The following is a 24,664-nucleotide window of genomic DNA, read 5'->3' as shown; positions in this document are numbered from 1 at the left end:
CTGACATGTATCGCAAGCAACGACACACGACCGCCGATCCGATGGCGCGCGGCCTCGGTTGGTTTTCCATCGCGCTCGGCGCGGCTGAACTGTTCGCCCCGCGCATGCTGAGCCGGGCGCTGGGCATGGAGGACAAGGCGGCATTGATCCAGGCCTATGGCGTGCGCGAGATCGCGACCGGCGTGGCGATCCTCGGCTCCACCGATCCCACGCCCTATGTCTGGGGACGCGTCGCGGGCGACGCGCTCGATCTTGCGACGCTTGCGCCGCACATGGACGACGAGAACCCGCAGCAGGGCAATGTGATGCTGGCCATCGCCGCCGTCGCGGGGGTGACCCTCCTCGACATCGCGTGCGCCACGGCGCTCAGCAATCGAGCGAAGGACGCCATACCATTCCGTGACTACAGCGACCGATCCGGCTTCCCGAACGGGCGGCCGAGGCTGGCCGCTCGCACCGTGGACGAGTCCGAAGCGCATCCTTCGTGAGGCCCGGCACAGCCGTCATCACGGGCGCGTCTACAGGCATCGGGCGGTCACTCGCCCGGTGCTTCGCGCGTGATGGGCACAGCCTTGTCATCACATCGGACGAACCGGACGAACTGGCGGTCGCCGCCCGCGGCTTGCGTCTCGAAGGCTCGCCCCGCGTCGAGACGGTGATTGCCGACCTTTCGACGACGGGGGGACCGCAGCACCTCTATAATGACGTGAAAGCTCTGGGCGTCCGGGCGGACTTCTTCGTGAGCAACGCCGGCAGGGGCGTGCTCGGCCGGTTCGTGGACAACGATCTCGATGCAGAGCTGAACTCGATCCGCCTGAACGTGATGGCGACCACGACACTGACCAAGCTGTTCGCCCGGGACATGGTGCAACGGGGAAGGGGACGGATCATGATCACGTCCTCCCTGGTGGCCTTTGCTCCGGCTCAAAACCTGGCCGTTTATTCCGCGACCAAGGCCTACAATTTCGCCCTCTCGACGGCGCTTGGCGGCGAACTGCGCGAGCGCGGCGTGACCGTCACGGCGCTGATGCCCGACCTGACGGACACGGCCTTTTTCGCCCGCAACGGCATGGCCGACAGCGTCATAGGAAAGGCGCCGAAAGCGGATGTGGATGAGGTGGCGCAGGCCGGATATCGCGCAATGATGCGCGGCGACGACCATGTGGTTGCGCCGTTGACGGCCAAGGTGAAGGCGGCAGCCAGCCATCTGATTCCCTCACGTATTCTCAGCGCCATCGCCCGCGCCAACTGAGCGGCATCCGCCAGTCGAAGGGCGCATTGCCTGGCTGGTCGCCGGCAGCGCAGGAAGGCGTCGCACTGGAGCCGCGCCATGAGCGAAACCGCCGATCCCCGAGACCCGTCACACATTCCATCCCGTGATGGCCGCCCCCTGCGCTGGCTGCTGCTGTTCGTCCTGTCCTTTGGCCTTGTGGTCGTGCTTGAGCTTGCCGGGCTGTCCGCCGCGCTGCTGATCGGGCCCATGCTGGCCGGCATCATCATCGCGGTGACCGGTCCTGCGATGCGCGTGCCGACGCCGATCTTCTTCGCGGCGCAAGGCCTCATCGGCTGCATGATCGGGGAGAGCATCACGCACGAGATCTTGGTGGACGTGCTGGCCAAATGGCCGGTGTTCCTTGGCGCGGTCGTGTCGGTGGTGGCAGCAAGCATGGTGCTCGGCTGGATTCTGGCGGGGAGCAGGGTGCTGCCGGGCACGACCGGGCTTTGGGGTTCCTTTCCCGGAGCCGCCAGCGCCATGACCCTGATGGCCGAGGTCTACGGCGCGGATGTGCGGCTGGTGGCGGTGATGCAGTATCTGCGCGTCGTGCTGGTGGTGCTGGTGGCCTCCGCCGTGATCGGCGTCTTTGGAGGGCAGCCGGGGCAGGCGGCGGCGATGGTCTGGCTGCCGCCGGTGGACTGGCCCGCCTTGGCGGCGACACTTGCCATCTGCTGGGGCGGGGCCCTCGCGGCGCGCCTGCTGCGAGTTCCTGCGGGGCCGTTGCTGGCGCCGCTGGTCCTGACCGTCGTGCTCCAGGACATCGGATGGGTGGACGTGGAGCTTCCTCCGCTCCTGCTTGCGGCGGCCTATGCCGGAGTGGGATGGAGCATCGGCCTCAGGTTCACGCGGCTGATCCTGCGTCACGCGGCACGTGCACTGCCGCGCATCCTTGCCTCCATCGCTCTTCTGATCGCCGTCTGCGGGCTGATGTCCGTTGTCCTTGCGCGCCTCGCCGGACTGGATCCGCTGACCGCTTATCTGGCGATGAGCCCCGGCGGCGCAGACTCGGTGGCCATCATCGCGGCATCGAGCACCATCGACCTGCCGTTCGTCATGGCCATGCAGACCGCGCGGTTCCTGGTGGTCCTGCTCCTGGGCCCAAGCCTGGCGAGGCTGATGGCGCGGATGCATGCGCGGCGGGGCGGACCATAAAAAAAAGGCAGGCCCGAAGGCCTGCCTTGATCCGCTGCCTGGGCAGCGTAGGGGGGGGCAGAGGCCGTTGGGCCTCCGCCGTTCTTATCAGACGGTCGCCGGACGACCCGCAGCAGCCGCGGCCACCGGAGCGAGATCCGGATTTGCGATCCCGGACTTCAGCACGTGGGCTGCGAGCACCGGACGGAGCACCGCGATGGCGAGGAAGGCCGCGAACAGGTCCATGGCGGCGACGGTGTAGAGAACCGTCGACCACGTGCCCGTTGCTTCCATCATCAGGTTGCCGACCGGCACGAAGAGCGCGCCGATGCCCTTGGCGGTGTAGAGCACGCCGTAGATCTTGCCGATGTGCTTGGTGCCGAAGGCGTCGCCGGCCAGAGCCGAGAACAGGGAGTACACTTCACCCCAGGCCAGGAAGACGAGGCCGGAGAGGAACAGGAACGCCCAGGGGTTGGAGCCGAAATAGCCGAGAGCGATGATGCCCAAGCCTTCGAGCGTGAAGGCGATGACCATCGTCTTTTCACGGCCGATATTGTCGGAGATCCAGCCGAACAGCGGACGCGAGATGCCGTTCATGACGCGGTCGAGCATCAGGGCGAGCGGCAGGGCGGCCATGGTGAAGAAGTAGAGGTTGACCTCGAACTCCTTGACGCCGAGATCCTGCGCGATAACGCCGAGCTGGGCGACAGCCATCATGCCGCCGGTGACGACGCAGATGAACATCAGGAACATGAGCCAGAAGAGCTTGGTGTTGAGCGCTTCCTTGAGGGTGTAGTCGCGACGGCTCTGCACCAGCTTCGCGGACGCGTTGAGGGCGCCCTTCGGGGGAGACTTCAGGAACCACGCCGCCACGAAGGCGAGGCCGCCCTGCAGAAGGCCGAAGAAGAAGAACGTCTCCTGGAAGCCCGACGACTCGATCATCGCTGCGATGGGCAGGATGGTGGCAGCCGAACCCGCGCCGTAGCCGCCCGCGGTGAGGCCAACGGCGAGGCCGCGACGATCCGGGAACCACTTCAGAGCGTTGTTGATGCAGGTTGCGTAGATGGAGCCCACGCCGATACCGCCGACGGCCGCACCGATGTAGAAGCCCGTCAGGCTGGTGGCCTGCGAGTTGATGACCCATGCGACGCCGATGAAGACGGCGCCGAAGGCAACCATCAGGCGGGGGCCGAACTTGTCGATGAAGTAGCCTTCAATCGGCGCGAGCCAGGTCTGGACCAGCACGAAGATCGTGAAGGCGATCTGGATGCTGGCGCGTTCCCAGCCGAAGGTTTCCTGAATTTCCGGGACGAACAGCGTCCAGGCGTACTGAATGTTGGCCGTCGCGATCATGCAGACGACGCCGACGATCAGCTGAAGCCAGCGTGTGGATTCCGAGACTGCTGGCCGCAGTGCGGGATTTGCTTTTTCACTCATTGAACGTTCTCTCCTGGGAGGATTTCTTGCGGCCCGGCTTCTTCATGTGCCCGGCTCATCTTGTTGGGCGCTAGTACAGCGTCTGAAAAAGCTCCAGGGCCGCAAATTCCAGCGGCTTCCGGGCCAAGTTCCCTGTCAGCGCGTAACTGTCCGATACGAGCTGCCAGTATGCGGTTGGTTCTCCCTCTGCCTTGGCAATGGTGGGGAGAACGATGGCGACATCCTGCGTGTGACGGGCAAGCAGCAGGAGGCGGCCAAATTCGGGGGTGTCGAGGACGACCTCGAGCGCGGTGCCTTCCTCGGCATCGACGAGGCGCGTGCCGACGACGGTCCAGCCATCCGGGATGCGGGGCAGGCGAACCTGCACGGCGGCGCCAAGCTTGGCCGGGTCGAGATGGGAGGCGTCGATGATGCCGGCATGCTTTGCCGGCTGGCCATCCAGCCCGCGGGCAGCCTCCACGACATGAAGCATGGACGGGGCGGCGGTGGCCGCAGGAGCCGCAGGCTGCACGGCCGCGACCTCCTGGCGATTGAATTCACGGACCCGGTCCCAGCCATGGCTTGCCGTCCAGCCAAGCGCAAAGATCGCGATGCCGGCTGCGATCCGCTGAAGCGGAGCAAGTGCACGACGCATGCGAAGGCCCGAGGACAGGCGACGCGCGGCGGCGAGCGTTTCAGGACGTGGAGGCGCTACGGGAGACGGGATCGCCAGCCGCAGGCTTTCGCGCATGCTGAGATCTGCCATCACGCGAGCCGCCAGATCCGGATGGCGGGCCAGGAAATCCTGCACCTCGACGCAACCGACAGGATCGAGCTGCCCGTCGACGAAGGCGTTAAGTTCGGCTTCGGATACGCGGTCAACCGGCATCGTCAATACCCCCCAAACGGCGGAACGGCACGACATTGGACGGAGCCTCGCCCTCCAGCGCGCGAAGCGCTGCGCGGGCGCGGCCAAGGCGCGACATAAGGGTGCCGACCGGAATGCCGAGCGTGCTTGCGGCCTCCTGGTAGGGCATGCCCTCGATGGCAACGAGGTGAAGAGCGGAACGCTGCTCTTCCGGCAGCGAGAGCAACGCGGCGCGAACCTGGGCGAGCCTTAGATGGCTCTCCTGCGATGCCTGTGCGCTGGTGTCCGCAAGCTCGGCGGCACGCTCCACACGGGCGGCATGCGCCTTGAGGCTGCGCTTCTTGTTGATGAACGTGTTGTGCAGGACCGAGAACAGCCAACGGCGAAGATCGCCGTCCTCGCGGAACGTGCCGAGGCCCTCATAGGCCTGCACCAACGCGTCATGCACCAGATCCTCGGCTTCCACCCAGTCGCGCGTCAGCGTCCACGCATAGCGCTGCAGCGCCGGCAGATGACCGAGGATGTCAAACTGGGTTCGCGAACGATCCATGCGCCATGTACAGGGCTGCTGGTCGTTTTAATCCTGACCATGAAACTTTTTTTTCATCCGCGCGTTGTGAACCCCTGACTCGAAGCTTCTTCAGGCGCTCCGCTGCTGCTGCTCCACAGGGATCTGCCGGGGCATCATTGCCGCAGCGGCGGATGCGCGTACAATGCGCGGCGACCTGCTTTACCTGCGGGACGCGGACGGGCGCGGCGCAATGACGCGCCGCCAGCCCGGATGAGCCCAGACCGGCGGAGAACCGCCTGTGCTGTGCGAGAGGATGCTCCAGCTCCATGCCTGAACTCACCGTCCGGCACGTGACGACCTATGAATATGCGCGGCCCGTCGGGTTCGGAGAGCACCGCCTGATGGTGCGTCCTCTGGAAAGCTACGACCAGAGGCTGATCGACATGACGATCGACATCGATCCGCTGCCGGTCGATCTGCGGTGGACGCATGACGCGTTCGGCAATTGCGTAGCCATCGCGCGCTTCGGCAAGGACGCCTCGCGGCTGCGGTTCGAGAGCAATGTGCGCCTCCAGCACCTGCCGCAGAACACGCCCGAGTTCCGGATGGAGGATTATGCCCGGTACTACCCCTTCACCTACGGCGCGGAGGAGATGCCCGATCTCGCGCGCTCGATCGAGCGTGCTTACTTCGATCCGCACCACGAGGTGAGCCGGTGGGTGCGCCAGTTTCTCGACCGCGACGGAGAAACGGCGACGGGCGAGTTGCTGATGACCATCACCCACGCCATCCGCGAAAGCTTCACCTATATCCCGCGCCATGAAAGCGGCACGCAGGACCCGGCGACGACGCTGCGAAGCGGGCGGGGCACCTGCCGGGATTTCGCGCTGCTGATGATGGAGGCGGTGCGGGCGCTTGGGCTCGCGGCACGTTTCGTGTCCGGCTATCTGTATGTGCCCACGTCCGGCGGACGGCGCGGCGGCGGCAACACGCATGCGTGGTGCCAGGTCTATCTGCCCGGCGCGGGATGGGTGGAGTTCGACCCGACGAACGGCATCATCGGCAATCGAGACCTGATCCGCGTAGCCGTCGTGCGCGATCCGAGGCAGGCGGTTCCGCTGCATGGCACCTGGATCGGTACCGAGGCCGACAGCCTCGGCATGACCGTCGAGGTGGATGTCCAGGAGGTCGGTCCGGGCGCACTGGAAGAACAGCCGCTGCTGCTGCACGCCTAGCCATTTTCACCGGGCGCGAGGCCGAGCCGCTGCTCGCTGCGTCGCAGTATCCGCACGAACAAAGCGGGGTCGTTCATCGCCCGCGCCGTCACAAGGGCGCCCTGAATGGCGGCGATCGCTTCCTCGGCAAGTGCTGCCGCCTCGTCGTCCGAACGTCCGCCACGCCTGAGCGCGGCGGCAAGCGCCTCCCGCCATTCCTTGAAATAGCGGCTGATGGGGCCTGCGAAACGGTCCCGGACATCGTTCAGCGCGAAAGCCCCGACCAGGCAGACGCGATCGCCAGACCGGAAATAGGTCTCCACGGCGGCGAACATGCCGGCTACGGCAGAAGCCGGATCCGCTTCGCTGCGGAGCGGGTGGAAGACCTTTTCCGCGAACCAATGGCTGATTTCGTCCAGCACGGCGCTCGCCATCTCATCCTTTCCACCGGGAAAGAAGTGGTAAAGGCTGCCTTTGCCGAGGCCGGTGGCCTCGGTGATCCGGGCGAGGCTGGCACCCTCGAAGCCGTGTTCGCGGAACACCTCGCCCAGTTTCGGGATGATCTCGCCGCGCTCGCCTGGAGCACGCATGGATCAGAGGCCCAGCGCGCTCAGGCCCGGATGATCGTCCGGGCGGCGGGTCCCGAGCGGCCAATGATAGAGGCGATCGGCCTCGGCGATGGCTAGATCGTTGATGCTGGCGATGCGCAGGCGCATCAGCCCGTTCTCCGCGAACTCCCAGTTCTCGTTGCCGTAGGAGCGGAACCACTGGCCGGAGCCGTTGCGCCATTCATAGGCGAAGCGCACGGCGATGCGGTTGTCGGTGAAGGCCCAAAGCTCCTTGGTCAGGCGATACTCTTCCTCCGTCGCCCATTTGCGGGTGAGGAAGGCGACGATTTCCTCCCGGCCGTTCAGGAACTCGCTGCGGTTTCGCCAGCGGCTGTCCGCCGTGTAGGCGAGCGACACCTTCTGTGGATCCCGCGAGTTCCAGCCATCCTCCGCGGCGCGGACCTTCTGCGCGGCGGTTCCGGCGGTAAACGGCGGAAGAGGGGGGCGTTGCTCGGACATCATCAGCCTCTCTGTACCAGTCAGTACAGGATCCTGCGCTCGCCGGTACGGGACGGTCAAGCCGGAGAGGGAAAGCAGGAACGGTGCGCTTCCGAACGCGTTCGCACTGTACGGCATCTATCTTGCTTCCCACCGGAAGCCGGATGCGTGCTGGCGGAGGATCGGTGATGAAGATCAGGTGCGGTTTCGACATAGGCTTCGACCTGACGCAACCGACGCCGATGGTGCTGATGCTGAGCGTTCGCCCGGAACGCTTCCCCGATCTGCTCACGCCACAGACATTCATGTTCTCCGATGGCGCGCAGGGCCGTGATTACCTCGACGGCTTCGGCAATCTCTGCACACGGGTGCTCGCCCCCGCCGGCCAGTTCACGGTGAGGGCCGATTTTCTCCTGCGCGATCCCGGCCAGTACGACGAGGCCGCGCCGGATGCCGTGCAGCACGCGGTGCAGGACCTTCCCGACGAGGTTCTCGTCTACCTGCTGGGCAGCCGCTATTGCGACACCGAGCATCTGGTGGATCTGGCCTGGAAGGAATTCGGTAACACGCCGCCCGGTTGGGCGAGGGTGCAACGCATCGTGGACTATGCCCACGACCGCATCACCTTCGGCTATGAGCACGCCTGCGCGACACGGACGGCGTGGAGCGGACACCAGGAGCAGATAGGCGTGTGCCGCGACTTTGCGCATCTTGCCGTAACGCTCTGCCGCTGCATGAACATTCCGGCGCGATACTGCACAGGCTATCTCGGCGACATCGGCGTGCCGAAGGATCCGAACCCAATGGATTTCTCGGCGTGGTTCGAGGCCTATCTCGGCGGGCGCTGGTACACATTCGATGCGCGCCACAACAAGCCGCGGATGTCCCGTATTGTGATGGCACGCGGACGAGACGCGACGGATGTGGCGATCTCCACCATCTTCGGCCCGTCCCGGCTGACGACCTTTAAGGTCATCACGGACGAGGTGGTGGAGGAGACCGCCTGACCGTCAGCCGGTGATGGGATCCGGGCCCGGCTCCTCGTAGCGGACATGAAGCCGGTGCGACCATGAGTCCGCCTCCTGCTCCGCCTGCGTACGCTCATAGCCGTAACGGCTCTGCAAGCGGCCGATCAGGGCCTCGCGGTGACCTTCGCGGATGTCGAGGTCGTCATCGGTGAGCTTCCCCCAGGTCTCTCGAGCGTTGCCCTTGAACTCGTTCCAGCGTCCTTCGACCATCTTCCATTGCATGGCTTCTGTTCTCCCTGTGGACAGGAATTCAACGTCAGGCGGGAGAAGGTGTTCCCCAAAAGGGGAATGCGACGAAAGCGGGTGATGCGCATCAACTTGTCATCAACTTTAGGATGCTAGTAATTTGGAATCGGTTGTGCGCGAGCATGGCTGCAGCCGGGGGGCTGAGACTTAATGCCGAACACTTTGCGGGGGCCTCGTGTCGCGACGAGCCTGAAAGCCCGTGTCTTCCTGCTCATGCTCGCGACCTTGATCATCGTTGCCATCCCTGCTGCGGGTGCCTTCGTGTGGATCGTCAACGAGACGGTCACCAAGATCGGTACGCTGTTCGCAGAGAAGCAGATCTTGTTCGACCGCTATCGCGGTCTTGAATCCTTGATGCGCGAAGTATCGCTCGCAGAAACCGTGGCGCGCTCGCCGGCTGTCGTCGACTGGGCGCAGGACGAGGCGGATCCCGCGAAAGCGGCGCGCGGCATCGCGGAACTCGAGCACTACCGGCTCTCCTTCGCCGACCGCAGCTACTTCGCCGTGCTGGGCAGCTCCGGCAATTACTACTTCAACGATGCCGCCAACAGCTTTGCCGGGCAGCAGAACCGCTACCGTGTGCAGCCCGACAATCCCCGTGACGGCTGGTACTACACGACCGTGGCGCATGGCTCCGGCTGCCACCTCAACGTGGACCATGACGACACGCTCGCGGTCACCAAGGTCTGGACCAATTGCGTGATCCGCAGCGGCGACAAGGTGCTGGGCGTGATCGGTACGGGTGTCGACCTCAGCCACTTCATCCGGGAGGTCGTCGACATTCCGCAGAAGGGCGTGCAGAGCATGTTCGTGGACAGCAGCGGGGCGGTGCAGGCGCATCGGGACCCCAAGCTGGTCGACTTCCACAGCCTGACGAAGGACCTCGACGCCAAGAAGACCGTCTACCGGCTGATCGACAGCGAGGGCGACCGCGCCGCGATGGCGGAGATGATCCGCGAGGTCACGCGCGGCGAGGTGACCGTGCAGTCGCGCTTCATGACCTTGTCGGGCCACGATTACCTCGTGGGCGTCGCGTATCTGGACAAGCTTGGTTGGTACAACGTCACCCTCATGGACGTGGACGAGATCGTCGACCGGGAGATGTTCCTGCCCATCGGTCTTCTGCTCGCGGGCATGCTGCTGGCGGCCGCGCTGCTGACCATGCTGCTGTTCAAGCGCTCCGTGCTCGACCGGCTGGGGCGCGTTGAAGAGGGGATGCAGGACGCGCAGCGCGGTGTCTACGATACGGCGCATCTCGACCGCGGGCGTGACGAGATCGGACGGCTGTCGCAGGCCTTCGGGCGCATGGCCCGATCGGTGGGCGACAACACCACCATGCTCGAACAGATGGTGCTGGAACGTACCGGAGAGCTCGAGCGGATCGCCTATCTGGACCCTCTGACAGAAATCCCCAATCGCCGCGGCTTCGTGGACAGCTTCGTGCGGGACATGGTGCAGGCCCGCCGCGCCGTCCGCCCGTCCGGGCTGATGCTCGTGGACATGGACCATTTCAAGAGCGTGAACGACACCTTCGGCCACCAGTTCGGCGACGAGGTGCTGGTGGAGGTGGTGAACCGCGTGACCTGCGCGATCCGCCGCGACGATATCTGCGCGCGCTGGGGCGGTGATGAGTTCATCATCCTGCTGAAGGACTGCGACGAAAGCTCGCTTGCGCGTGTGGGCGCGAAGATCGTGGCCGCCGTCAACAGCCGCACCATGATGGCGCCGGACGCGGTGTCGCCGGTCGATCTGTCCGTGAGCATCGGCGCCTGCATGATCGAGCCGACGGACAGCCTGGTCGATGCGACCGCCAAGGCCGATGCCGCGCTCTACGCGGCCAAGCTGGCGGGCCGTGACTGCCACATCGTCTATGGCGACCCGTCCGCCATTGTGGATCTCACGCAGCTGCAGCTGGCGGTGGGCGCTTCCTAGCGCCCCGCCTGCCGCACCAGTTCGGCATCGGGAAAGCAGGTCGGCTCGCGCCCGCTGCGCTGCTGCCACAGGCCGATGGCCACGCGGGTGCGGAAGCCGACGAGGCCGTCGGTGCCGCCGGCATCGTGGCCCTGCGCCTCCAGCCGCTTCTGCATGTCGCGCACATCGTTGCGGGTGAAGCCGGACAGCGCATCCCAGCCGCCGGCGATGCGGGCATCGCCCCGGTAGCGGTCCGCGAGATGGCCGACGAACAGGGCGTACATGTCCGATTCGTTGTAGCTCTTCAGCACGTAGAAGTTCTCGGACACGAGGAAGGCCGGGCCGTGGCGGCCGGCGGGCATCAGCAGATGTCCCGGTAGTGCGGGTGCGCCAGAAAGGGCGGGGGTGCGGGGCTTGGCTCCGAGCTTCAGCCAGTCCGCCACCGGGCGCGGCTTGTCCGGACCTTCGAGGGTGCAGGCGACGCCGGTGCCAGCGGTGATCTCGGTTCCCCACCAGCGCCCGGCCACCCATCCGTGGCCCTTGAGGTAGTTGGCGATGGAGGCCAGCGCGTCCGGCGTGGAGTTCCAGATGTCGCGGCGGCCGTCACCATCTCCATCCACGGCGTAGCGCAGGAACTTGGTCGGCAGGAACTGCGGCTGCCCCATGGCGCCCGCCCATGACGCCTTGAGCTCGACCAGCGGGATGTGGTCGCCCTCCAGGATCTGCAGGGCGGCGATGAGTTCGGGGTAGAACATGGACTTGCGCGAGCCGATGAAGCCGACCGTGGCAAGGTTTCGGATGGCGCTGTTCTTCGGCTTCACCGATCCATAGGCGGTCTCGCGGCCCCAGATGGCGACCACGATCTCGCGCGGGACACCATAGCGCTTCTCGATGGTGTCGAGCGTGCGAGCCCATTGCTTCAGCGCGGCGCGGCCGCCGCTGACCAGCGCGGGAAACTTGTCCTCGGAGATGTAGCGGCCCGGCGTCTGGAACTCCGGCTGGCGCTGCTCCTTCGGTGGCGGCGCTCCGGGCGGCTGGAGGTCGGGCAGCGACCAGTCGAGCGTCAGGCCCGTGGTGGCGGCGTCGAAGGTGGCGCGCGTGACGCCGGCCTTCTGCGCATCCGGCCAGACGCGCTTCTGGAGCCAGGACTGGAAGTCCCGCTCCACGGCCGTGCGGTCCTGCGCCTGTGCGGCGGCGGGCATCAGCAGGATGAGCAGGAGCAGGACGAGCCGCATGGTTCTTGCCTCGGGGCTGGGATCTGGAGAGTTGTCTAGAGCCCGCATCTGCTGGCGATGCAAGGTGGGAATGTACGCTCTGCCCCGAGAGAGGCGAGGGGGGACGCAGGCTTCGTTCATCCGCTGCGTTCCGGAAGCGCGTGCGCTGTCCGGAACCCATACGCTGTGACCGACGGGCCGAAACTCAACCGCCACCGACACGGCGTATGGGTCCCGGACAGCCGCTGCGCGACTTCCGGGACGCCCGCGGAATACGCAACCTAATCGAACTTGGCGAGGCCTCATCCTGAGCCTGTCGAAGGATGCTGGTCTGCGTGCGTGCGGCTATCCTTCGACAGGCTCAGGATGAGGTCGTGAGGAGGCGCGCATCTCTCCGGCGCATCCTCTAGCTGGCACCGGCGGGCGTCGAGCGGCTGGACTGCACCTCCGGAATGATGATGTCGGAGACCAGCCGGTGCAGGGCCTCCACATATCCGCTGCCGCGCTCGTAGCGTTCGGTGGACGAGGTCATGGCGATGGTGAGGCCGAGATCGGGGATGACGTAGAGCATCTGCCCGCCATAGCCCCAGGCATAGTTCACGCGATGCCCGGCGAGATCGGTCGAGAACCAGCCGAGACCATAGCCGTGGCCAGTGAACATGCTCTGCGTCACCGGCGTCCAGCTGCGGCGGATCCACTCTTCCGAGAGGACGCGCTTGCCGTCCACCACGCCGCCATTGCGGTACAACTCGCCAAAGCGCACCAGCGCGCGCGGTGACAGGGCCATGTTGTTGCCGCCGAGATAGATGCCCTGCGGATCGCGCTCCCAGGCGGGGATGGTGATGCCGAGCGGTTCGCCCAGCCAGTCCCGCGCCAGTTCGAGCGTCGAGCGGCCCGAGGCGCGGGTGAGGGCGGCGGACAGCAGGTGCGTGCTGCCTGTCGAATAGAGCATGCGGCCGCCGGGCTCATCCACGAAGGGGCGGGACAGCGCGTCGCGCACCCAGTTGCGGCTGGAGATCCAAGCGCCGTAGTTCGCGCCCGATGTGCGCTCCAGGCCGGCGCGCATGGTCAGCAGGTCGCCCACCGTGATCCGCTGCAGGCGCGGGTCGCCGTCCGCGGGCAGGCTGGCCTTCAGGATGGGTGCGACGGGCTGGTCCACGCCTCCCAGCACCCCACGATCGACCGCGATGCCGACGAGAGCCGACATCACGCTCTTCGAAGCCGACTTGATGTTCACCGGGCGGTCCAGCGCCGGACCCTGGAAAACATGCTCGAACAGGATGTTCCCGTCACGCGAGACGATGATGGCGTTGAGGTTCGGCAGGGCCTCGCCGCGTTCGACGAGAGCCGCCAAGGGAGGGGGCTGCTGGGCAGTGGCCGCGACGGGCAGGAGCAGGGCCGGCGCCAGGGAGGCAAGGGTGACGAGTGTTCTCAGCATGAGCGGTAGGTGGCCGGGGCGGGACGGGTGGCAACCGATCGGTGGTTCAACAGTCCGCGAGCAAAGCGGCGATCTTGCCTCTTTCTGATGCGGGCGCTTGTTTTCGGGGCAGCCATCCGCCATGTTGTGTTCGCTGGAGATCGACAGCGACGGCCATGAGCCTGTCGCGACACATCCCTCAGGACGGGCGACCACCCGTTCCAGCAGCCGGCGGGCCTACTCTTTCCGCCGGTCACGATCTTTGGCTCTCTTGCCCCCGGGGAAACCCAGAAGGCGGGCGCTCTCCAAATATCGACTGCGGAAACGCGCTGGAGAGCGCGCACTAAGGAATTGGAATATGTCTCAGACTGGCACCGTCAAGTTCTACAACTCGCAAAAGGGCTACGGCTTCATCAAGCCGGATGCCGGCAGCGCGGACATCTTCGTCCATGCTACGGCGCTCGAGCAGGCCGGCATCTACACGCTGAACGAAGGCCAGAAGGTCTCGTTCGAAGTGGTTGCTGACCGCGGCAAGTCCAAGGCGGCGAACCTCAAGGCCGAGTGATCCCAACGGATCGCATCGCGAACGGAAGCCTGGCCAAGTGCCAGGCTTTTTTTATGGATGCAGGGCCTGGCGCGTGGCACATGGCTTGCAACAAATACAGGCGTGCCACGTTTGACAGCACGCCACGGCTTCGCCAAAGGTGAAGCCGGTTCCGGAGGAGCGTGTCCTGCCCATCAAGCCGCCCGCAGTACCCGCCCTCGAGGCTCGCGGCATCAAGAAGCGATATGGCGCGCTGGAAGTCCTGAAAGGCATCGACATCGAGGCCCGGACCGGCGACGTCATCTCCATCATCGGCACATCTGGCTCCGGCAAGAGCACGCTACTGCGCTGCCTCAATCTGCTGGAACTGCCGGATGAGGGCGCCATCCGCCTGCATGGCGAGGAGATGCGGCTGAAGCGGCAGCGCAATGGTGGCCTCGGCGCCGCCGACGCCGACCAGATCTCACGACTGCGCGCCAATCTCGGCTTCGTGTTCCAGAACTTCAATCTGTGGCCGCACATGACGGTGCTCGAAAACATCATCGAGGCCCCCATGACCGTGCTGGGCCTGAAGAAGGCCGACGCGATCGCGCGGGCCGAAGCCCTGCTGCTGAAGGTGGGCATGGCCGACAAGGCCCGCAGCTACCCCATGATGCTTTCGGGTGGGCAGCAGCAGCGCGCGGCCATCGCCCGCACGCTCGCGATGGAGCCCAAGATCATCCTGTTCGACGAGCCGACTTCGGCGCTCGACCCCGAAATGGTGGGCGAGGTGCTGAACGTGATCCACGCCCTCGCGGACGAGGGGCGGACCATGCTGCTCGTGACGCACGAGATGCGCTTCGCCCGCAATGTCTCGACGCACACCTTGTTTCTGGATGCCGGCCGCATCGAGGAGCAGGGACCGCCGGAACAGATCTTCGACAACCCGAATTCCCAGCGCTGCCGCAGTTTCATGGCCAGCCAGAACGTTCAATCCAGGGAGCTACACGTATGAGTGCACGTTTGTTTGCCGCCGCCGTTCTGGGCGCGGCGCTTGCCTTCTCCGGCCTCTCCCAGGCCAGCGCCGCCGAGAAGCTGCGCATCGGCACGGAGGGCGCCTATGCGCCGTTCAACATGAAGGACGCCAGCGGAAACGTGGTGGGCTTCGACATCGACATCGCGCAGGCGCTTTGCGCCGAGATGAAGGCCGAATGCACCATCGTGACGCAGGACTGGGACGGCATCATCCCGGCGCTGCAGAACAAGAAGTTCGACTTCATCGCGGCCTCGATGTCGATCACCGAGGAGCGCCAGAAGGTCGTGGCGTTCACCGAGCCCTACTACATCAACAAGCTGCAGTACGTGGCCAAGAAGGGCGCGGAGCTCGACACCTCCAACGAGGCCATGAAGTCGAAGAGCATCGGCGCGCAGCGCGCCACGATTTCCGCCGACTGGCTGACCGAGAACCTTGGCTCCGGCGCGAATGTGAAGCTCTACGATACGCAGGAAAACGCCTATCTCGACCTCGCCTCCGGACGCACGGACGCGGTGCTGGCCGATATGTTCGTCTCCTTCGAATGGCTGAAGAGCGATGCCGCCAAGGACTTCGAGTTCAAGGGCAAGCCGGTGTTCGAGAACGACAAGATCGGCATGGCGCTGCGCAAGTCCGACACGGAACTGAAGGCAAAGCTCGACGCGGCGCTGAAGGCCATCGTGGCCAACGGCACCTACGCGAAGATCAACGCCAAGTACTTCCCCTTCAGCATTCTCTGATGTGAGGGGCCGGCGCAGAGCCGGCCCTTTTTCCCACCCATGGACCTTCAAGGCTTCGGGGCGCAGCTCGCGCTCGGCACGTGGATGACGGTGCGGCTCGCCGTCGCCGCGCTTCTGCTCGGGCTCGCGCTCGGGCTGCTGGGCGCGGTGGCCAAGTCGTCTGGCGTGCGCGCATTCCAGTGGATCGGCGGCTTCTACTCGACCGTCTTCCGCGGGCTGCCGGAACTGGTGGTCGTCCTGCTGCTGTATTTCGGCTCCAGCCGCGCCCTGACCACGCTCTCGGAGATGTTCGGCGGCGGCTATGTGGAGCTCAGCCCGTTCGCGGCGGGCACCCTCGCGCTGGGGCTGACCTTCGGCGCCTATGCGACGGAGGTGTTCCGGGGGGCGCTTCTGACCATCCCGCCCGGACAGATGGAGGCGGGGCAGGCGCTGGGCATGTCGCGCGGGCGCATCTTCCGCAGGGTCGTGGTGCCGCAGCTCTGGCGCATCGCGCTGCCCGGCCTCGGCAATCTGTTCATGGTGCTGCTGAAGGACACCGCGCTGGTCTCGGTGATCGGCCTTGAGGAATTGATGCGCAAGGCGCAGATCGCCACCGGCTTCACCAAGGACGCCTTCACCTTCTACCTGGCCGCCGCGCTGATCTATCTGGGCATCACGGTGGTGACTTCCGGCCTGCTGCTGGTGATGGAGCGCCGCGCCAACCGGGGCATCCGGAGGGTCGGGGCATGATCGACTTCGGCCTGATCGTCCAATATTTCCCGCAACTGCTGCGGGGCGCGCTGCTCAGCATCCAGCTTGTGGTGCTGTCCGGGCTGCTCGGCCTGTGCATCGCGTTTCCGATGGCGCTGGCGCGGGTTTCGTCCAATCCGCTCATCTGTTCAGGGCCTTACGCCTATATCTTCTTCTTCCGTGGCACCCCGCTGCTGGTCCAGCTTTTCCTTGTCTATTATGGGCTCGGCCAATTCGCCTTCGTGCGCGAGAGCGTGCTGTGGCCCTTCCTGCGCGAGCCCTATTGGTGCGCGGTGCTGACCATGGGCCTGCACACCGGCGCCTATATCGCGGAGATCCTGCGCGGCTCGATCCAGGCCGTGCCGGCGGGCGAGGTCGAAGCGACGCGCGCGCTCGGCATGTCTCGGTGGGCGGCCTACCGGCGCATCATCCTGCCGCGCGCCGTGCGCATCGCGCTGCCGGCCTATGGCAATGAGGTGATCCTGATGCTGAAGGGCTCGGCGCTCGCCAGCACCATCACGCTGCTCGATCTCACGGGCTTGGCGCGCACGATCATCGCCAAGACCTATGCGCCGGTGGACATCTTCCTTGCGGCGGGCGTGATCTATCTCGCGATGTCGTTCGTGCTGGTGCAGGGCTTCCGGTTGCTGGAGCGGCACTGGAACCGGCATCTGTTGAGGGCCTGAGCCTGAGGGATGCGGGTTGCGCGTGCGTCCCGGAAGGCGCGGAGCGGCTGTCCGGGACCCATACGCCGTGTCGTTTTCGGGTGGAGTTCTGGCCGTGAGGGCACAGGGTATGGGTTCCGGACAGCGCGAGCGCTTCCGGAACGCAGATAGCCCTCCGCATCATCCTGAGCTTGTCGAAGGATGCTTGCCTGGCGATTACCCCGCATCCTTCGACAGGCTCAGGATGAGGCTGTGCGTGTTGCGTGCGTCCCGGAAGGCGCGGTGGGTTATCCGGAACGCCGCCTACACCTCGGCCATGCCCGATGCGGCGAGATGGATGAGCGGGAAGGGCTTGCCGAGGTCGTCGCGCTCGGAGCGGCCGACCTCGTCGAACCCCATCCGGGCGTAGAAGGCGCGCGCCGCGTGGTTCTGCTCGTTGACGTCGATGAGCAATGGGCCGCGCAGCCGAAAGGCGTGGGCGAGAAGGGCGCGACCGACACCCCGGCGCAGATGGTCTGGGTCCACGAACAGGCTTTCGACCTTCCTGCCGGCCAGTCCCATGAAGCCCAAAGGCATCCACGGCTCCGCCGCCACCCAGAGTTCGGCATAGGGCAGGTAGCGCGACTGGACGAGCGGCCGGTAAAACGCCACATCGGCCGGTGTGAGGAAGTCGTGCGTGCGCTCCACCGCCCGCTGCCAGATGTCCAGCAGGGTGTCGAGTTCCTCGCGTCGGGCGCGGCGGATGTGGATGTCGTGCATTGCGGGGATAAGTCCGCTTCGTGGTCTGCGGGTGGGCTATAATGGCCCGAGAGGTCCGTTCAAGCTATGCGTTTCACACCCGAATTCATCGATGAGATCCGAGCCCGGCTTCCGGTCTCGGAGGTTGTCGGCCGCCGGGTGAAGCTGAAGAAGCAGGGCCGCGAATGGGCGGGGCTGTCACCCTTCAACAAGGAGAAGACGCCGAGCTTCTTCGTCAACGACCAGAAGGGCTTCTATCACTGCTTTTCCAGCGGAAAGCACGGCTCGATCTTCGACTTCGTGATGGAGACGGAGGGGCTGAGCTTTCCGGAAGCCGTGGAGCGGCTGGCGCAGCAGGCCGGGCTGGAGATGCCGAAATCCGAGCCGCAGGAGATCGAGCGCCAGAAGCGCCGGGCCACCCTGCATGAGGTGATGGACATGGCCGCCGCCTATTACGAGGCGCAGCTGGCCGGGGGCGCCGGTACGGCCGCGCGGGCCTATCTCGACAAGCGCGGGCTTTCGCAACTGACCCGCACCGAATTCCGGCTGGGCTATGCGCCGAACGACCGGATGGGCTTGCGCAACCATCTGGTGAAGCTGGACGTGCCGGTTGCCGACATGGTGGAGGCCGGGCTGCTGGTGCACGGCGACGATGTGAAGGAGCCGTTCGATCGCTTCCGCGACCGCGTGATGTTCCCCATACACGATGCGCGCGGACGGGTGATCGCGTTCGGCGGGCGCGCGCTGCAGGCGGACGTGCCGGCGAAATACCTGAACTCGCCGGAGACGCCGCTCTTCCACAAGGGTGGAGTGCTGTTCAACCATCACCGCGCGCGTGCGGCCGCACAGGCATCCGGCAATGCCGTGGCGGTGGAAGGGTATATGGACGTGATCGCGCTGGCGCAGGCCGGCATCCGCAACGCGGTGGCGCCGCTCGGCACCGCTCTGACGGAGGGGCAGCTCGATCTGCTATGGCGCATGGGGCCGGAGCCGGTGCTGTGCTTCGACGGCGACAAGGCCGGCCAGCGTGCGGCGCACCGCGCCATCGACACCGCGCTTCCGCATCTCAAGCCCGGCCGCTCCCTGCGCTTCGCCTTCCTGCCGGAAGGGCAGGACCCTGACGATCTGGTGCGCTCCGCGGGGCCCGGCGCCGTCGAGGCCGTGCTGGCGCAGGCGCGCGCGATGGACGAGGTGCTGTGGGAGCGCGAGGTGGATCTGGCGCCCGCCGACACGCCCGAGCGTCGCGCCGCGCTGGAACGCCGGCTGTCCGACCTCGTGCGCAGCATCGCCGACGAGACTGTGCGCCGGCACTACGGGCAGGCGATGCAGGACCGGTTCCGCCGGATGGGGCAGGCGGCCCGGCCGCAGCAGCCTTTCCAGCGCGCCGGGGCCAGCCGCCCGGGAAACGGCCCGCGGGGGCGCTTCAACAATCAGCGCGTCGAGCCCCTGCGCGCCAGCGCAGGCTTGCGCAGCAGCATGACCCTGTCGGGCGCCCGCATCTCGGTGCGGGAAGCGGCGCTTGTGATCGCACTGATTCGGCATCCACGCCTCATCGAACGGCATGCGGAAACGATTTCGGAAATCGAGTTGGGCGCGCCGGACCTCCAGAAGCTGCGGATGGTGGCAATCGATTCCGCCGCGCATGGCGAGGCCGAAAGCGTGGAGATGATGGAGGGCGCGATTGCCCGCGCGGGGCTCGCCGCCACCCTGGCGAGGATCGAGGCCTCGCTGACGCCAGGGGACTGGTGGGCACGCGCGGCGGCCGACGATCTGGACGCGGAAACCGGCTTCCTGCACTCGCTGGCCTTGCACCAGAAGGCCCGCGCGCTACATAAAGAGCTCCGCGCGGCAGAGGCTGTCCTAGGTCAGGATCTGAGCGAGGAGAACTTTTCGCGATTGGCCGATATCCAGACCCAGCTGGCGACAGCTGACGGCACCGAGGCCAGCATCGAAGGTTTCGGCGCAGCATCTGGCCGTCCCGGGCGAAGCCTGTAAGGCCTTGGCCGTTACGGTTAATCGCCGATTAATGCGTCGCTTGCCATTATGCGTGAGCGATTCGCTGGATGGTCGATGCGGCCATTTGCGCTATATGTTCCTGAACGACCAATGAATGCCCGTGTTCCTCCCGGCGGGCGAGAGACAAGAAGACATGGCAGCTAACAAGGCCGCGACGAAGGAAGAAGCCGCAGAAACCCCGGCGGCAGATGCCCCCGATGGTGCGGTTCTCGATCTGAACGACCAGTCCGTACGCCGCATGATCAAGGCCGCGAAGAAGCGCGGCTATGTGACGTTCGACGAGCTGAACGAGGTGCTTCCTTCCGACTCCACGTCCCCGGAGCAGATCGAGGACATCATGGCGATGCTCAACGACATGGGCATCAACGTCATCGAGTCCGAGGAAGCCGAGACCGAAGAGGGTGCCGCCGACCGGCGTCAGACCGACGAGGAAGACGACGAGGACACCGGCACCGAAGTTGCCGAGACCTCCTCCTCGTCGCGTGCGGTCGCGACCACCACCGCCAAGGAACCGACCGACCGCACCGACGACCCCGTGCGCATGTACCTGCGCGAGATGGGGTCGGTGGAGCTCTTGTCCCGCGAGGGCGAGATCGCCATCGCCAAGCGCATCGAGGCCGGCCGCGAGGCGATGATCGCAGGGCTTTGCGAAAGCCCGCTGACCTTCCAGGCCATCATCATCTGGCGCGATGAACTGGCGGAAGCCAAGATCCTCCTGCGCGACATCATCGACCTCGAAGCCACCTATGTGGGGCCCGAGGGCAAGGCCATCCCGGCTCCTGCCGAGGGTGAAGGCGAAGACGCACTGCCGGAAGCGGCGGCGCCTGCGCTGGACGCCGACGACGAGGACGAGGAGGGCAATCCCTCGCTCGCCGCGATGGAAGCCGAGCTGAAGCCGAAGGTCGTCGAGACCTTCGACAGCATCGCCGAGAACTACAAGAAGCTGCGCCGCCTGCAGGACCAGAACGTCGAGCAGCGCATGCTGAACGCGCGCCTGACGCCGGCGCAGGAGCGCAAGTACAAGACGCTGAAGGACCAGATCGTCGTCGACGTGAAGTCCCTCTCGCTCAACCAGAACCGCATCGAGGCGCTGGTCGAGCAACTGTACGACATCAACAAAAGGCTCGTTTCGCTTGAGGGCCGCCTGTTCCGCATGGCCGACAGCTATGGCGTCGACCGGCTGGATTTCATGCGCGAGCATCAGGGGTCCGAGCTCGATCCGAATTGGATCCGCCGTGTCGGCAAGCTCGGCAGCCGTGGCTGGAAGGACTTCATCGCCAACGACAAGGACGGCGTGAAGGACCTGCGCGGCGAGATCCAGACGCTCGCGGCCGAGACGGGCCTCGAGATCGGCGAATTCCGCAAGATCGTCCACATGGTCCAGAAGGGCGAGCGCGAAGCCCGTCAGGCCAAGAAGGAGATGGTGGAGGCGAACCTGCGCCTCGTGATCTCCATCGCCAAGAAGTACACGAACCGCGGCCTTCAGTTCCTGGACCTGATCCAGGAGGGCAATATCGGCCTGATGAAGGCGGTCGATAAGTTCGAGTACCGCCGCGGCTACAAGTTCTCGACCTACGCCACATGGTGGATCCGGCAGGCCATCACCCGCTCGATCGCCGACCAGGCGCGCACGATCCGCATTCCGGTGCACATGATCGAGACGATCAACAAGATCGTCCGCACATCGCGCCAGATGCTGCACGAGATCGGCCGCGAGCCGACTCCGGAAGAGCTGGCCGAGAAGCTGGCCATGCCGCTGGAGAAGGTGCGCAAGGTCCTGAAGATCGCGAAGGAGCCGATCTCCCTCGAAACGCCGATCGGCGACGAGGAGGATTCGCATCTCGGTGACTTCATCGAGGACAAGAACGCGATCCTGCCCATCGATGCCGCGATCCAGTCGAACCTGCGCGAGACCACGACCCGCGTGCTGGCGACGCTCACGCCGCGCGAGGAGCGCGTGCTGCGCATGCGGTTCGGCATCGGCATGAACACCGATCACACGCTGGAAGAGGTCGGACAGCAGTTCTCGGTGACCCGCGAGCGCATCCGCCAGATTGAAGCGAAGGCGCTGCGCAAGCTGAAGCACCCGAGCCGCTCGCGGAAGCTGCGGAGCTTCCTCGACAACTGATCCCGCTGACCCCGCGGAGACCAAAGCCCGGCCATGTGCCGGGCTTTTTCGTTGGCCTTTGGTCCGATGAAAAAAGTTGCAGCCTGTGCATCCATACGTACCTCAGACGTGTATCCGCCTCTGACCATGGAGGACTGAATAATGAGGACGGGGCCCAAGCCGCTCGATGTCGCTGACTTCATTGCAAGCATGACCGGGGAACTGTCGAAGATGGCCGCAGCGGCGGATATGGACGTCTTGTCCAATCTGCTCAACGAGGCGGCGCGCGAGGCGCAGCAGCAAGCTGCCGCTTTCACGACCAGGCAGAAGCCGGGCGAAGTCGCTGCCGACAGGCGTTCCGCTTAGGCAAGGCATCCGAAATCTCCCACGAGGAGCGATAGCGGACAGCGGGGAACAGGCAGCCGAATTCTGACTTAGAACAACATGGAGCCAGCTCTGTGTTCTGCTGATCTGACGCGGCGGATATTCCTCGGGGCAGCAATGTCGGCCAGCCTGTTCCTTCCTGCCAAAGCGGTGCCCGGGATGTCCAATGTCGTGCTGCTCGGAGATTCTGTTTTCGACAATGCGGCCTATGTCGGCTCCGACCCCGACGTGGTGGCGCAACTGAGGCGCACGCTCGCCGGGAGCGGAACGGCCACGCTTCTCGCGCGAGACGGTGCCGTGACGGCAGGCGTGCTGGACCAACTGACGCGATTGCCCGACGATGCCACTCACCTCGTGGTCAGCACCGGAGGCAACGACGCGCTGCGGGAATCAAGTCTGCTGCAGGCACGTGCAGGCTTGGTGGCCGAGATATTGACGCGCATCGCCGACATTCGCGACGGCTTCCGCCGCGACTATCGCGCCATGTTGGCGGCACTGAAGGACACGGGGCTGCCCGTGCTGGTTGCCACCATCTACGATCCGCGCTTTTCGGAGCCGCTGCAACGGCAGCTCAGCACCACGGCGCTGTCCTTCATCAATGACGTGATCCTGCGCGAAGCCTTTGCCCACGGGGTGGACGTGCTGGACCTGCGGCTTGTCTGCAGCGAGGACGCGGATTTTGCGAATGCGATCGAGCCATCCAGCCGGGGCGGGGAGAAGATGGCCGCGGCCATCGCGTCTTATGCGGCCGGTCTCCCGCTCGCGGGCTCGCAGGTGCTGATCAGGTAGCCCGTCAGAACAAGCCGGCTACCAAGCCGAGTTCCAGCGCCTCTGCGGCGGGCACATACCAGTTGGTCGTGGAAACCCGGCTGCGCAGTTCCTCCATCGAGAGGTTCGTACCCCTGATCAGCTCCCGGAACCCGACCTCCTGCAGTGCAATGCCGGACTCCAGTTGCGCGATGAATTCGTGGGCCATCTGCAGGTTCGACCTGAGTGGGCCGCTGAATGCGATCTGCTTTTCGATGCGCCGTTCATGGATCAGCAGCACGCAGTCCCGATCCAGGAACCGGCTGCTTGCCGGGAAGGCACCCATGATGGTGACGCCCGCCGAGAACACGCTGGACTTCCCGAGGAAGTAGGCAGGACGTCCACTGTCCTGCACGATCCGAACTTCCAGGGCGATGCGGCGCCCGATATCGGCATCGCCGCCCATGGTCGTAAGATCCATCACCAGCGGCTCATCCGTGGGAAGGGCGGAGATGCCGTCGAGCACCTTGGCGAGCATGGCCTCGTCGACGCTGCCGAAGAGGCGGATGTTCGGCTTCAGCGTCGCGGGATCGACGCCGGGATCTGGGGCTGGGCGAGGCGAAATGTCCTGCATGCTTGATAAAGCCGCAGGACAGGGTCCGGTTCACGCGCGCTCCACTTGGTGCCGAAACGGACGGACGATCAGTCCTCGAAGACCACCGGCAGGCCCTTCTTCACCATGCCGGCCAGCTCCGTGATGTCCCAGTTCGTCAGCCGCACGCAGCCGCTCGACATCGCCTTGCCGACCTTCTCCGGCTCGGGCGAGCCGTGGAGCCCGAAATGCTCCTTGTCGAGGTCGATCCAGGTGACGCCTACAGGATTGTTCGGGCCGGCAGGTACCACGACCTTCTTGTCGGGTCGGTCCTTCTTTCCTTCGAGCTTGAGATCGGGGCTGTAGGTCCAGGTCGGCTTGTCCGCGACGCTCGTGACCTTCACCTCGCCGTCGGGCGCGGGGTTTTCCTTGCTGCCGATGGAGGCGGGGTAGAGCGCGATCAGCGCGCCGTCCTTGGCGAGGACGCGGAGCGTGCGCTCGGATTTGTCGACCACGATCCGTTCGACGTTCTCCTTGTCGGGCTTCTCAGCGTTCTCCGGCTCGACGGCGGCGACGACGATCTCGGTGCCTTCCTTGCTGAAATCAGCCTTCGGGTTCAGGGCCTTCAAGGCGTCCTCGTCCATGTGGAAGCGCTCGGACAAGGCCTCGGTGGGGCCGCTATAGGCGAGGCTGTCGAGCTTTCCCATCTCCTCGATGTCCTCGGGGATCTTCTCGACGAAGGGACCCTTGAGATCGTCGGCCGTGATGGTGTAGCGCGTCAGCACCTCGCCTTCGGCGGCTTCGGAGAGCTTGTCCCAACTGTCCTTGTCGAGCTTGCCGGTTTCTTTCAGGCCGTTGTCCTTCTGGAAGGCGCGGAGCGCGATCTCGGTGGCGTCGCCGAAATGGCCATCGATGACGCCGGGCGAATAACGCTGGCGGTCGAGCAGGATCTGGGCCTTCATCGCGGCGGCGCGGTCTTCCTTGCCGGCGGCTTTTTCTATGACGGCCTTGTTGACGCTCTCGGCGTCCAGCGATGCCGCAAAGGCCGGCGTGGACAGAACGAGGAGAACTGCCGTGCCGATGCAAACCTGCTTCATCTTCCCACTCCAATG

Annotated in this window: 26 protein-coding genes; 15 read left to right on the top strand and 11 right to left on the bottom strand. The window is 65.5% G+C overall.

Going from position 1 to position 24,664, the window contains the following annotated elements; genetic code table 11:
- Positions 1-5: 5 nt before the first annotated feature.
- The 3 genes from SCD90_RS06520 to SCD90_RS06510 all read left to right on the top strand — a co-directional run bounded on the left by SCD90_RS06520 (position 6) and on the right by SCD90_RS06510 (position 2,428).
- A complete protein-coding gene (locus tag SCD90_RS06520; protein ID WP_319843815.1) occupies positions 6-488 on the top strand; it encodes a cyclase dehydrase in 483 nt (160 codons plus the stop codon).
- Entirely contained in the window at positions 485-1,252 is a 768-nt protein-coding gene (locus SCD90_RS06515) for an SDR family NAD(P)-dependent oxidoreductase (protein ID WP_319843814.1), read from the top strand. Before SCD90_RS06520 ends, SCD90_RS06515 begins: the two co-directional genes overlap by 4 nt.
- 78 nt (positions 1,253-1,330) lie before the next feature.
- Positions 1,331-2,428 (top strand): AbrB family transcriptional regulator, encoded by a 1,098-nt coding sequence (locus SCD90_RS06510; protein ID WP_319843813.1) that lies wholly within the window; start codon positions 1,331-1,333, stop codon positions 2,426-2,428.
- An 87-nt stretch (positions 2,429-2,515) separates the two neighbouring features.
- Here SCD90_RS06510 and oxlT read toward each other — a convergent pair whose 3' ends face one another.
- From oxlT to SCD90_RS06495, 3 genes are all read right to left on the bottom strand, one after another.
- Positions 2,516-3,844 (bottom strand): oxalate/formate MFS antiporter, encoded by a 1,329-nt coding sequence (gene oxlT, locus SCD90_RS06505; RefSeq protein ID WP_319843812.1) that lies wholly within the window; start codon positions 3,842-3,844, stop codon positions 2,516-2,518.
- Between the two features lie 70 nt (positions 3,845-3,914).
- Entirely contained in the window at positions 3,915-4,712 is a 798-nt protein-coding gene (locus tag SCD90_RS06500) for an anti-sigma factor family protein (RefSeq protein ID WP_319843811.1), read from the bottom strand.
- Positions 4,702-5,241, bottom strand: a complete 540-nt coding sequence (locus SCD90_RS06495) for a sigma-70 family RNA polymerase sigma factor (RefSeq protein WP_319843810.1) — start codon at positions 5,239-5,241, stop codon at positions 4,702-4,704. Before SCD90_RS06495 ends, SCD90_RS06500 begins: the two co-directional genes overlap by 11 nt.
- A gap of 287 nt (positions 5,242-5,528) precedes the next feature.
- Between SCD90_RS06495 and SCD90_RS06490 the strand changes: the two genes are divergently transcribed.
- Positions 5,529-6,437, top strand: coding sequence for a transglutaminase family protein (locus SCD90_RS06490; RefSeq protein ID WP_319843809.1), 909 nt, complete (start codon positions 5,529-5,531; stop codon positions 6,435-6,437).
- Here SCD90_RS06490 and SCD90_RS06485 read toward each other — a convergent pair.
- The gene (locus SCD90_RS06485; RefSeq protein ID WP_319843808.1) at positions 6,434-7,006 is read right to left on the bottom strand and encodes a TetR/AcrR family transcriptional regulator; all 573 of its coding nucleotides are present in this window, start codon (positions 7,004-7,006) and stop codon (positions 6,434-6,436) included. The genes SCD90_RS06490 and SCD90_RS06485 overlap by 4 nt on opposite strands.
- A 3-nt stretch (positions 7,007-7,009) precedes the next feature.
- On the bottom strand, positions 7,010-7,483 hold the full coding sequence (locus tag SCD90_RS06480; RefSeq protein ID WP_319843853.1) for a nuclear transport factor 2 family protein: 474 nt from the start codon (positions 7,481-7,483) through the stop codon (positions 7,010-7,012).
- 167 nt (positions 7,484-7,650) lie between these two features.
- Between SCD90_RS06480 and SCD90_RS06475 the strand changes: the two genes are divergently transcribed.
- Positions 7,651-8,469, top strand: coding sequence for a transglutaminase-like domain-containing protein (locus SCD90_RS06475; RefSeq protein WP_319843807.1), 819 nt, complete (start codon positions 7,651-7,653; stop codon positions 8,467-8,469).
- A 3-nt stretch (positions 8,470-8,472) separates the two neighbouring features.
- On the opposite strand, the gene SCD90_RS06470 is transcribed toward SCD90_RS06475, so the two are convergent.
- On the bottom strand, positions 8,473-8,712 hold the full coding sequence (locus tag SCD90_RS06470; RefSeq protein WP_319843806.1) for a CsbD family protein: 240 nt from the start codon (positions 8,710-8,712) through the stop codon (positions 8,473-8,475).
- A gap of 174 nt (positions 8,713-8,886) precedes the next feature.
- Here SCD90_RS06470 and SCD90_RS06465 point away from each other — a divergent pair, with 174 nt between their 5' ends.
- On the top strand, positions 8,887-10,668 hold the full coding sequence (locus tag SCD90_RS06465; protein ID WP_319843805.1) for a sensor domain-containing diguanylate cyclase: 1,782 nt from the start codon (positions 8,887-8,889) through the stop codon (positions 10,666-10,668).
- Here SCD90_RS06465 and SCD90_RS06460 read toward each other — a convergent pair.
- On the bottom strand, positions 10,665-11,882 hold the full coding sequence (locus SCD90_RS06460) for a lytic murein transglycosylase (RefSeq protein WP_319843804.1): 1,218 nt from the start codon (positions 11,880-11,882) through the stop codon (positions 10,665-10,667). The two genes, SCD90_RS06465 and SCD90_RS06460, sit on opposite strands and share 4 nt — an antisense overlap.
- 385 nt (positions 11,883-12,267) lie before the next feature.
- Complete coding sequence (locus SCD90_RS06455; RefSeq protein WP_319843803.1) at positions 12,268-13,299, bottom strand: serine hydrolase domain-containing protein; 1,032 nt, start codon at positions 13,297-13,299, stop codon at positions 12,268-12,270.
- A 337-nt stretch (positions 13,300-13,636) separates the two neighbouring features.
- On the opposite strand from SCD90_RS06455, the gene SCD90_RS06450 reads away from it, so the two are divergent.
- The 5 genes from SCD90_RS06450 (at position 13,637) to SCD90_RS06430 (ending at position 16,989) form a co-directional block, all read left to right on the top strand.
- A complete protein-coding gene (locus tag SCD90_RS06450; RefSeq protein ID WP_319843802.1) occupies positions 13,637-13,843 on the top strand; it encodes a cold-shock protein in 207 nt (68 codons plus the stop codon).
- Between the two features lie 139 nt (positions 13,844-13,982).
- On the top strand, positions 13,983-14,816 hold the full coding sequence (locus SCD90_RS06445) for an ABC transporter ATP-binding protein (RefSeq protein WP_482258152.1): 834 nt from the start codon (positions 13,983-13,985) through the stop codon (positions 14,814-14,816).
- Positions 14,813-15,574 (top strand): ABC transporter substrate-binding protein, encoded by a 762-nt coding sequence (locus tag SCD90_RS06440; RefSeq protein WP_319843801.1) that lies wholly within the window; start codon positions 14,813-14,815, stop codon positions 15,572-15,574. Before SCD90_RS06445 ends, SCD90_RS06440 begins: the two co-directional genes overlap by 4 nt.
- Positions 15,575-15,613: 39 nt before the next feature.
- Positions 15,614-16,303 (top strand): ABC transporter permease, encoded by a 690-nt coding sequence (locus tag SCD90_RS06435; RefSeq protein ID WP_319843800.1) that lies wholly within the window; start codon positions 15,614-15,616, stop codon positions 16,301-16,303.
- Positions 16,300-16,989 carry an ABC transporter permease gene (locus SCD90_RS06430; RefSeq protein WP_319843799.1) on the top strand — a complete coding sequence of 230 codons (690 nt, stop codon included), beginning with the start codon at positions 16,300-16,302 and terminating at the stop codon, positions 16,987-16,989. Before SCD90_RS06435 ends, SCD90_RS06430 begins: the two co-directional genes overlap by 4 nt.
- Before the next feature lie 282 nt (positions 16,990-17,271).
- Here SCD90_RS06430 and SCD90_RS06425 read toward each other — a convergent pair whose 3' ends face one another.
- Complete coding sequence (locus tag SCD90_RS06425) at positions 17,272-17,727, bottom strand: acetyltransferase (RefSeq protein WP_319843798.1); 456 nt, start codon at positions 17,725-17,727, stop codon at positions 17,272-17,274.
- A gap of 66 nt (positions 17,728-17,793) precedes the next feature.
- On the opposite strand from SCD90_RS06425, the gene dnaG reads away from it, so the two are divergent.
- The 4 genes from dnaG to SCD90_RS06405 all read left to right on the top strand — a co-directional run bounded on the left by dnaG (position 17,794) and on the right by SCD90_RS06405 (position 23,002).
- A complete protein-coding gene (gene dnaG / locus SCD90_RS06420) occupies positions 17,794-19,701 on the top strand; it encodes a DNA primase (protein ID WP_319843797.1) in 1,908 nt (635 codons plus the stop codon).
- 154 nt (positions 19,702-19,855) lie between these two features.
- Positions 19,856-21,850, top strand: coding sequence for an RNA polymerase sigma factor RpoD (rpoD, locus tag SCD90_RS06415; protein WP_319843796.1), 1,995 nt, complete (start codon positions 19,856-19,858; stop codon positions 21,848-21,850).
- Between the two features lie 141 nt (positions 21,851-21,991).
- Positions 21,992-22,195, top strand: coding sequence for a hypothetical protein (locus SCD90_RS06410; protein WP_319843795.1), 204 nt, complete (start codon positions 21,992-21,994; stop codon positions 22,193-22,195).
- Positions 22,196-22,372: 177 nt separating this feature from the next.
- Complete coding sequence (locus tag SCD90_RS06405) at positions 22,373-23,002, top strand: SGNH/GDSL hydrolase family protein (RefSeq protein ID WP_319843794.1); 630 nt, start codon at positions 22,373-22,375, stop codon at positions 23,000-23,002.
- 4 nt (positions 23,003-23,006) lie between these two features.
- Here the strand turns inward: SCD90_RS06405 and SCD90_RS06400 are convergent, their stop codons facing one another.
- Complete coding sequence (locus SCD90_RS06400) at positions 23,007-23,594, bottom strand: Clp protease/crotonase-like domain-containing protein (protein WP_319843793.1); 588 nt, start codon at positions 23,592-23,594, stop codon at positions 23,007-23,009.
- A gap of 68 nt (positions 23,595-23,662) precedes the next feature.
- On the bottom strand, positions 23,663-24,649 hold the full coding sequence (locus SCD90_RS06395; RefSeq protein WP_319843792.1) for a L,D-transpeptidase family protein: 987 nt from the start codon (positions 24,647-24,649) through the stop codon (positions 23,663-23,665).
- Positions 24,650-24,664: the final 15 nt, after the last annotated feature.

Source organism: Terrihabitans rhizophilus, from assembly GCF_033898525.1.
Lineage (GTDB): Bacteria > Pseudomonadota > Alphaproteobacteria > Rhizobiales > Methylopilaceae > Flaviflagellibacter > Flaviflagellibacter rhizophilus.
This window is presented reverse-complemented; position numbering and strand designations above follow the sequence as displayed.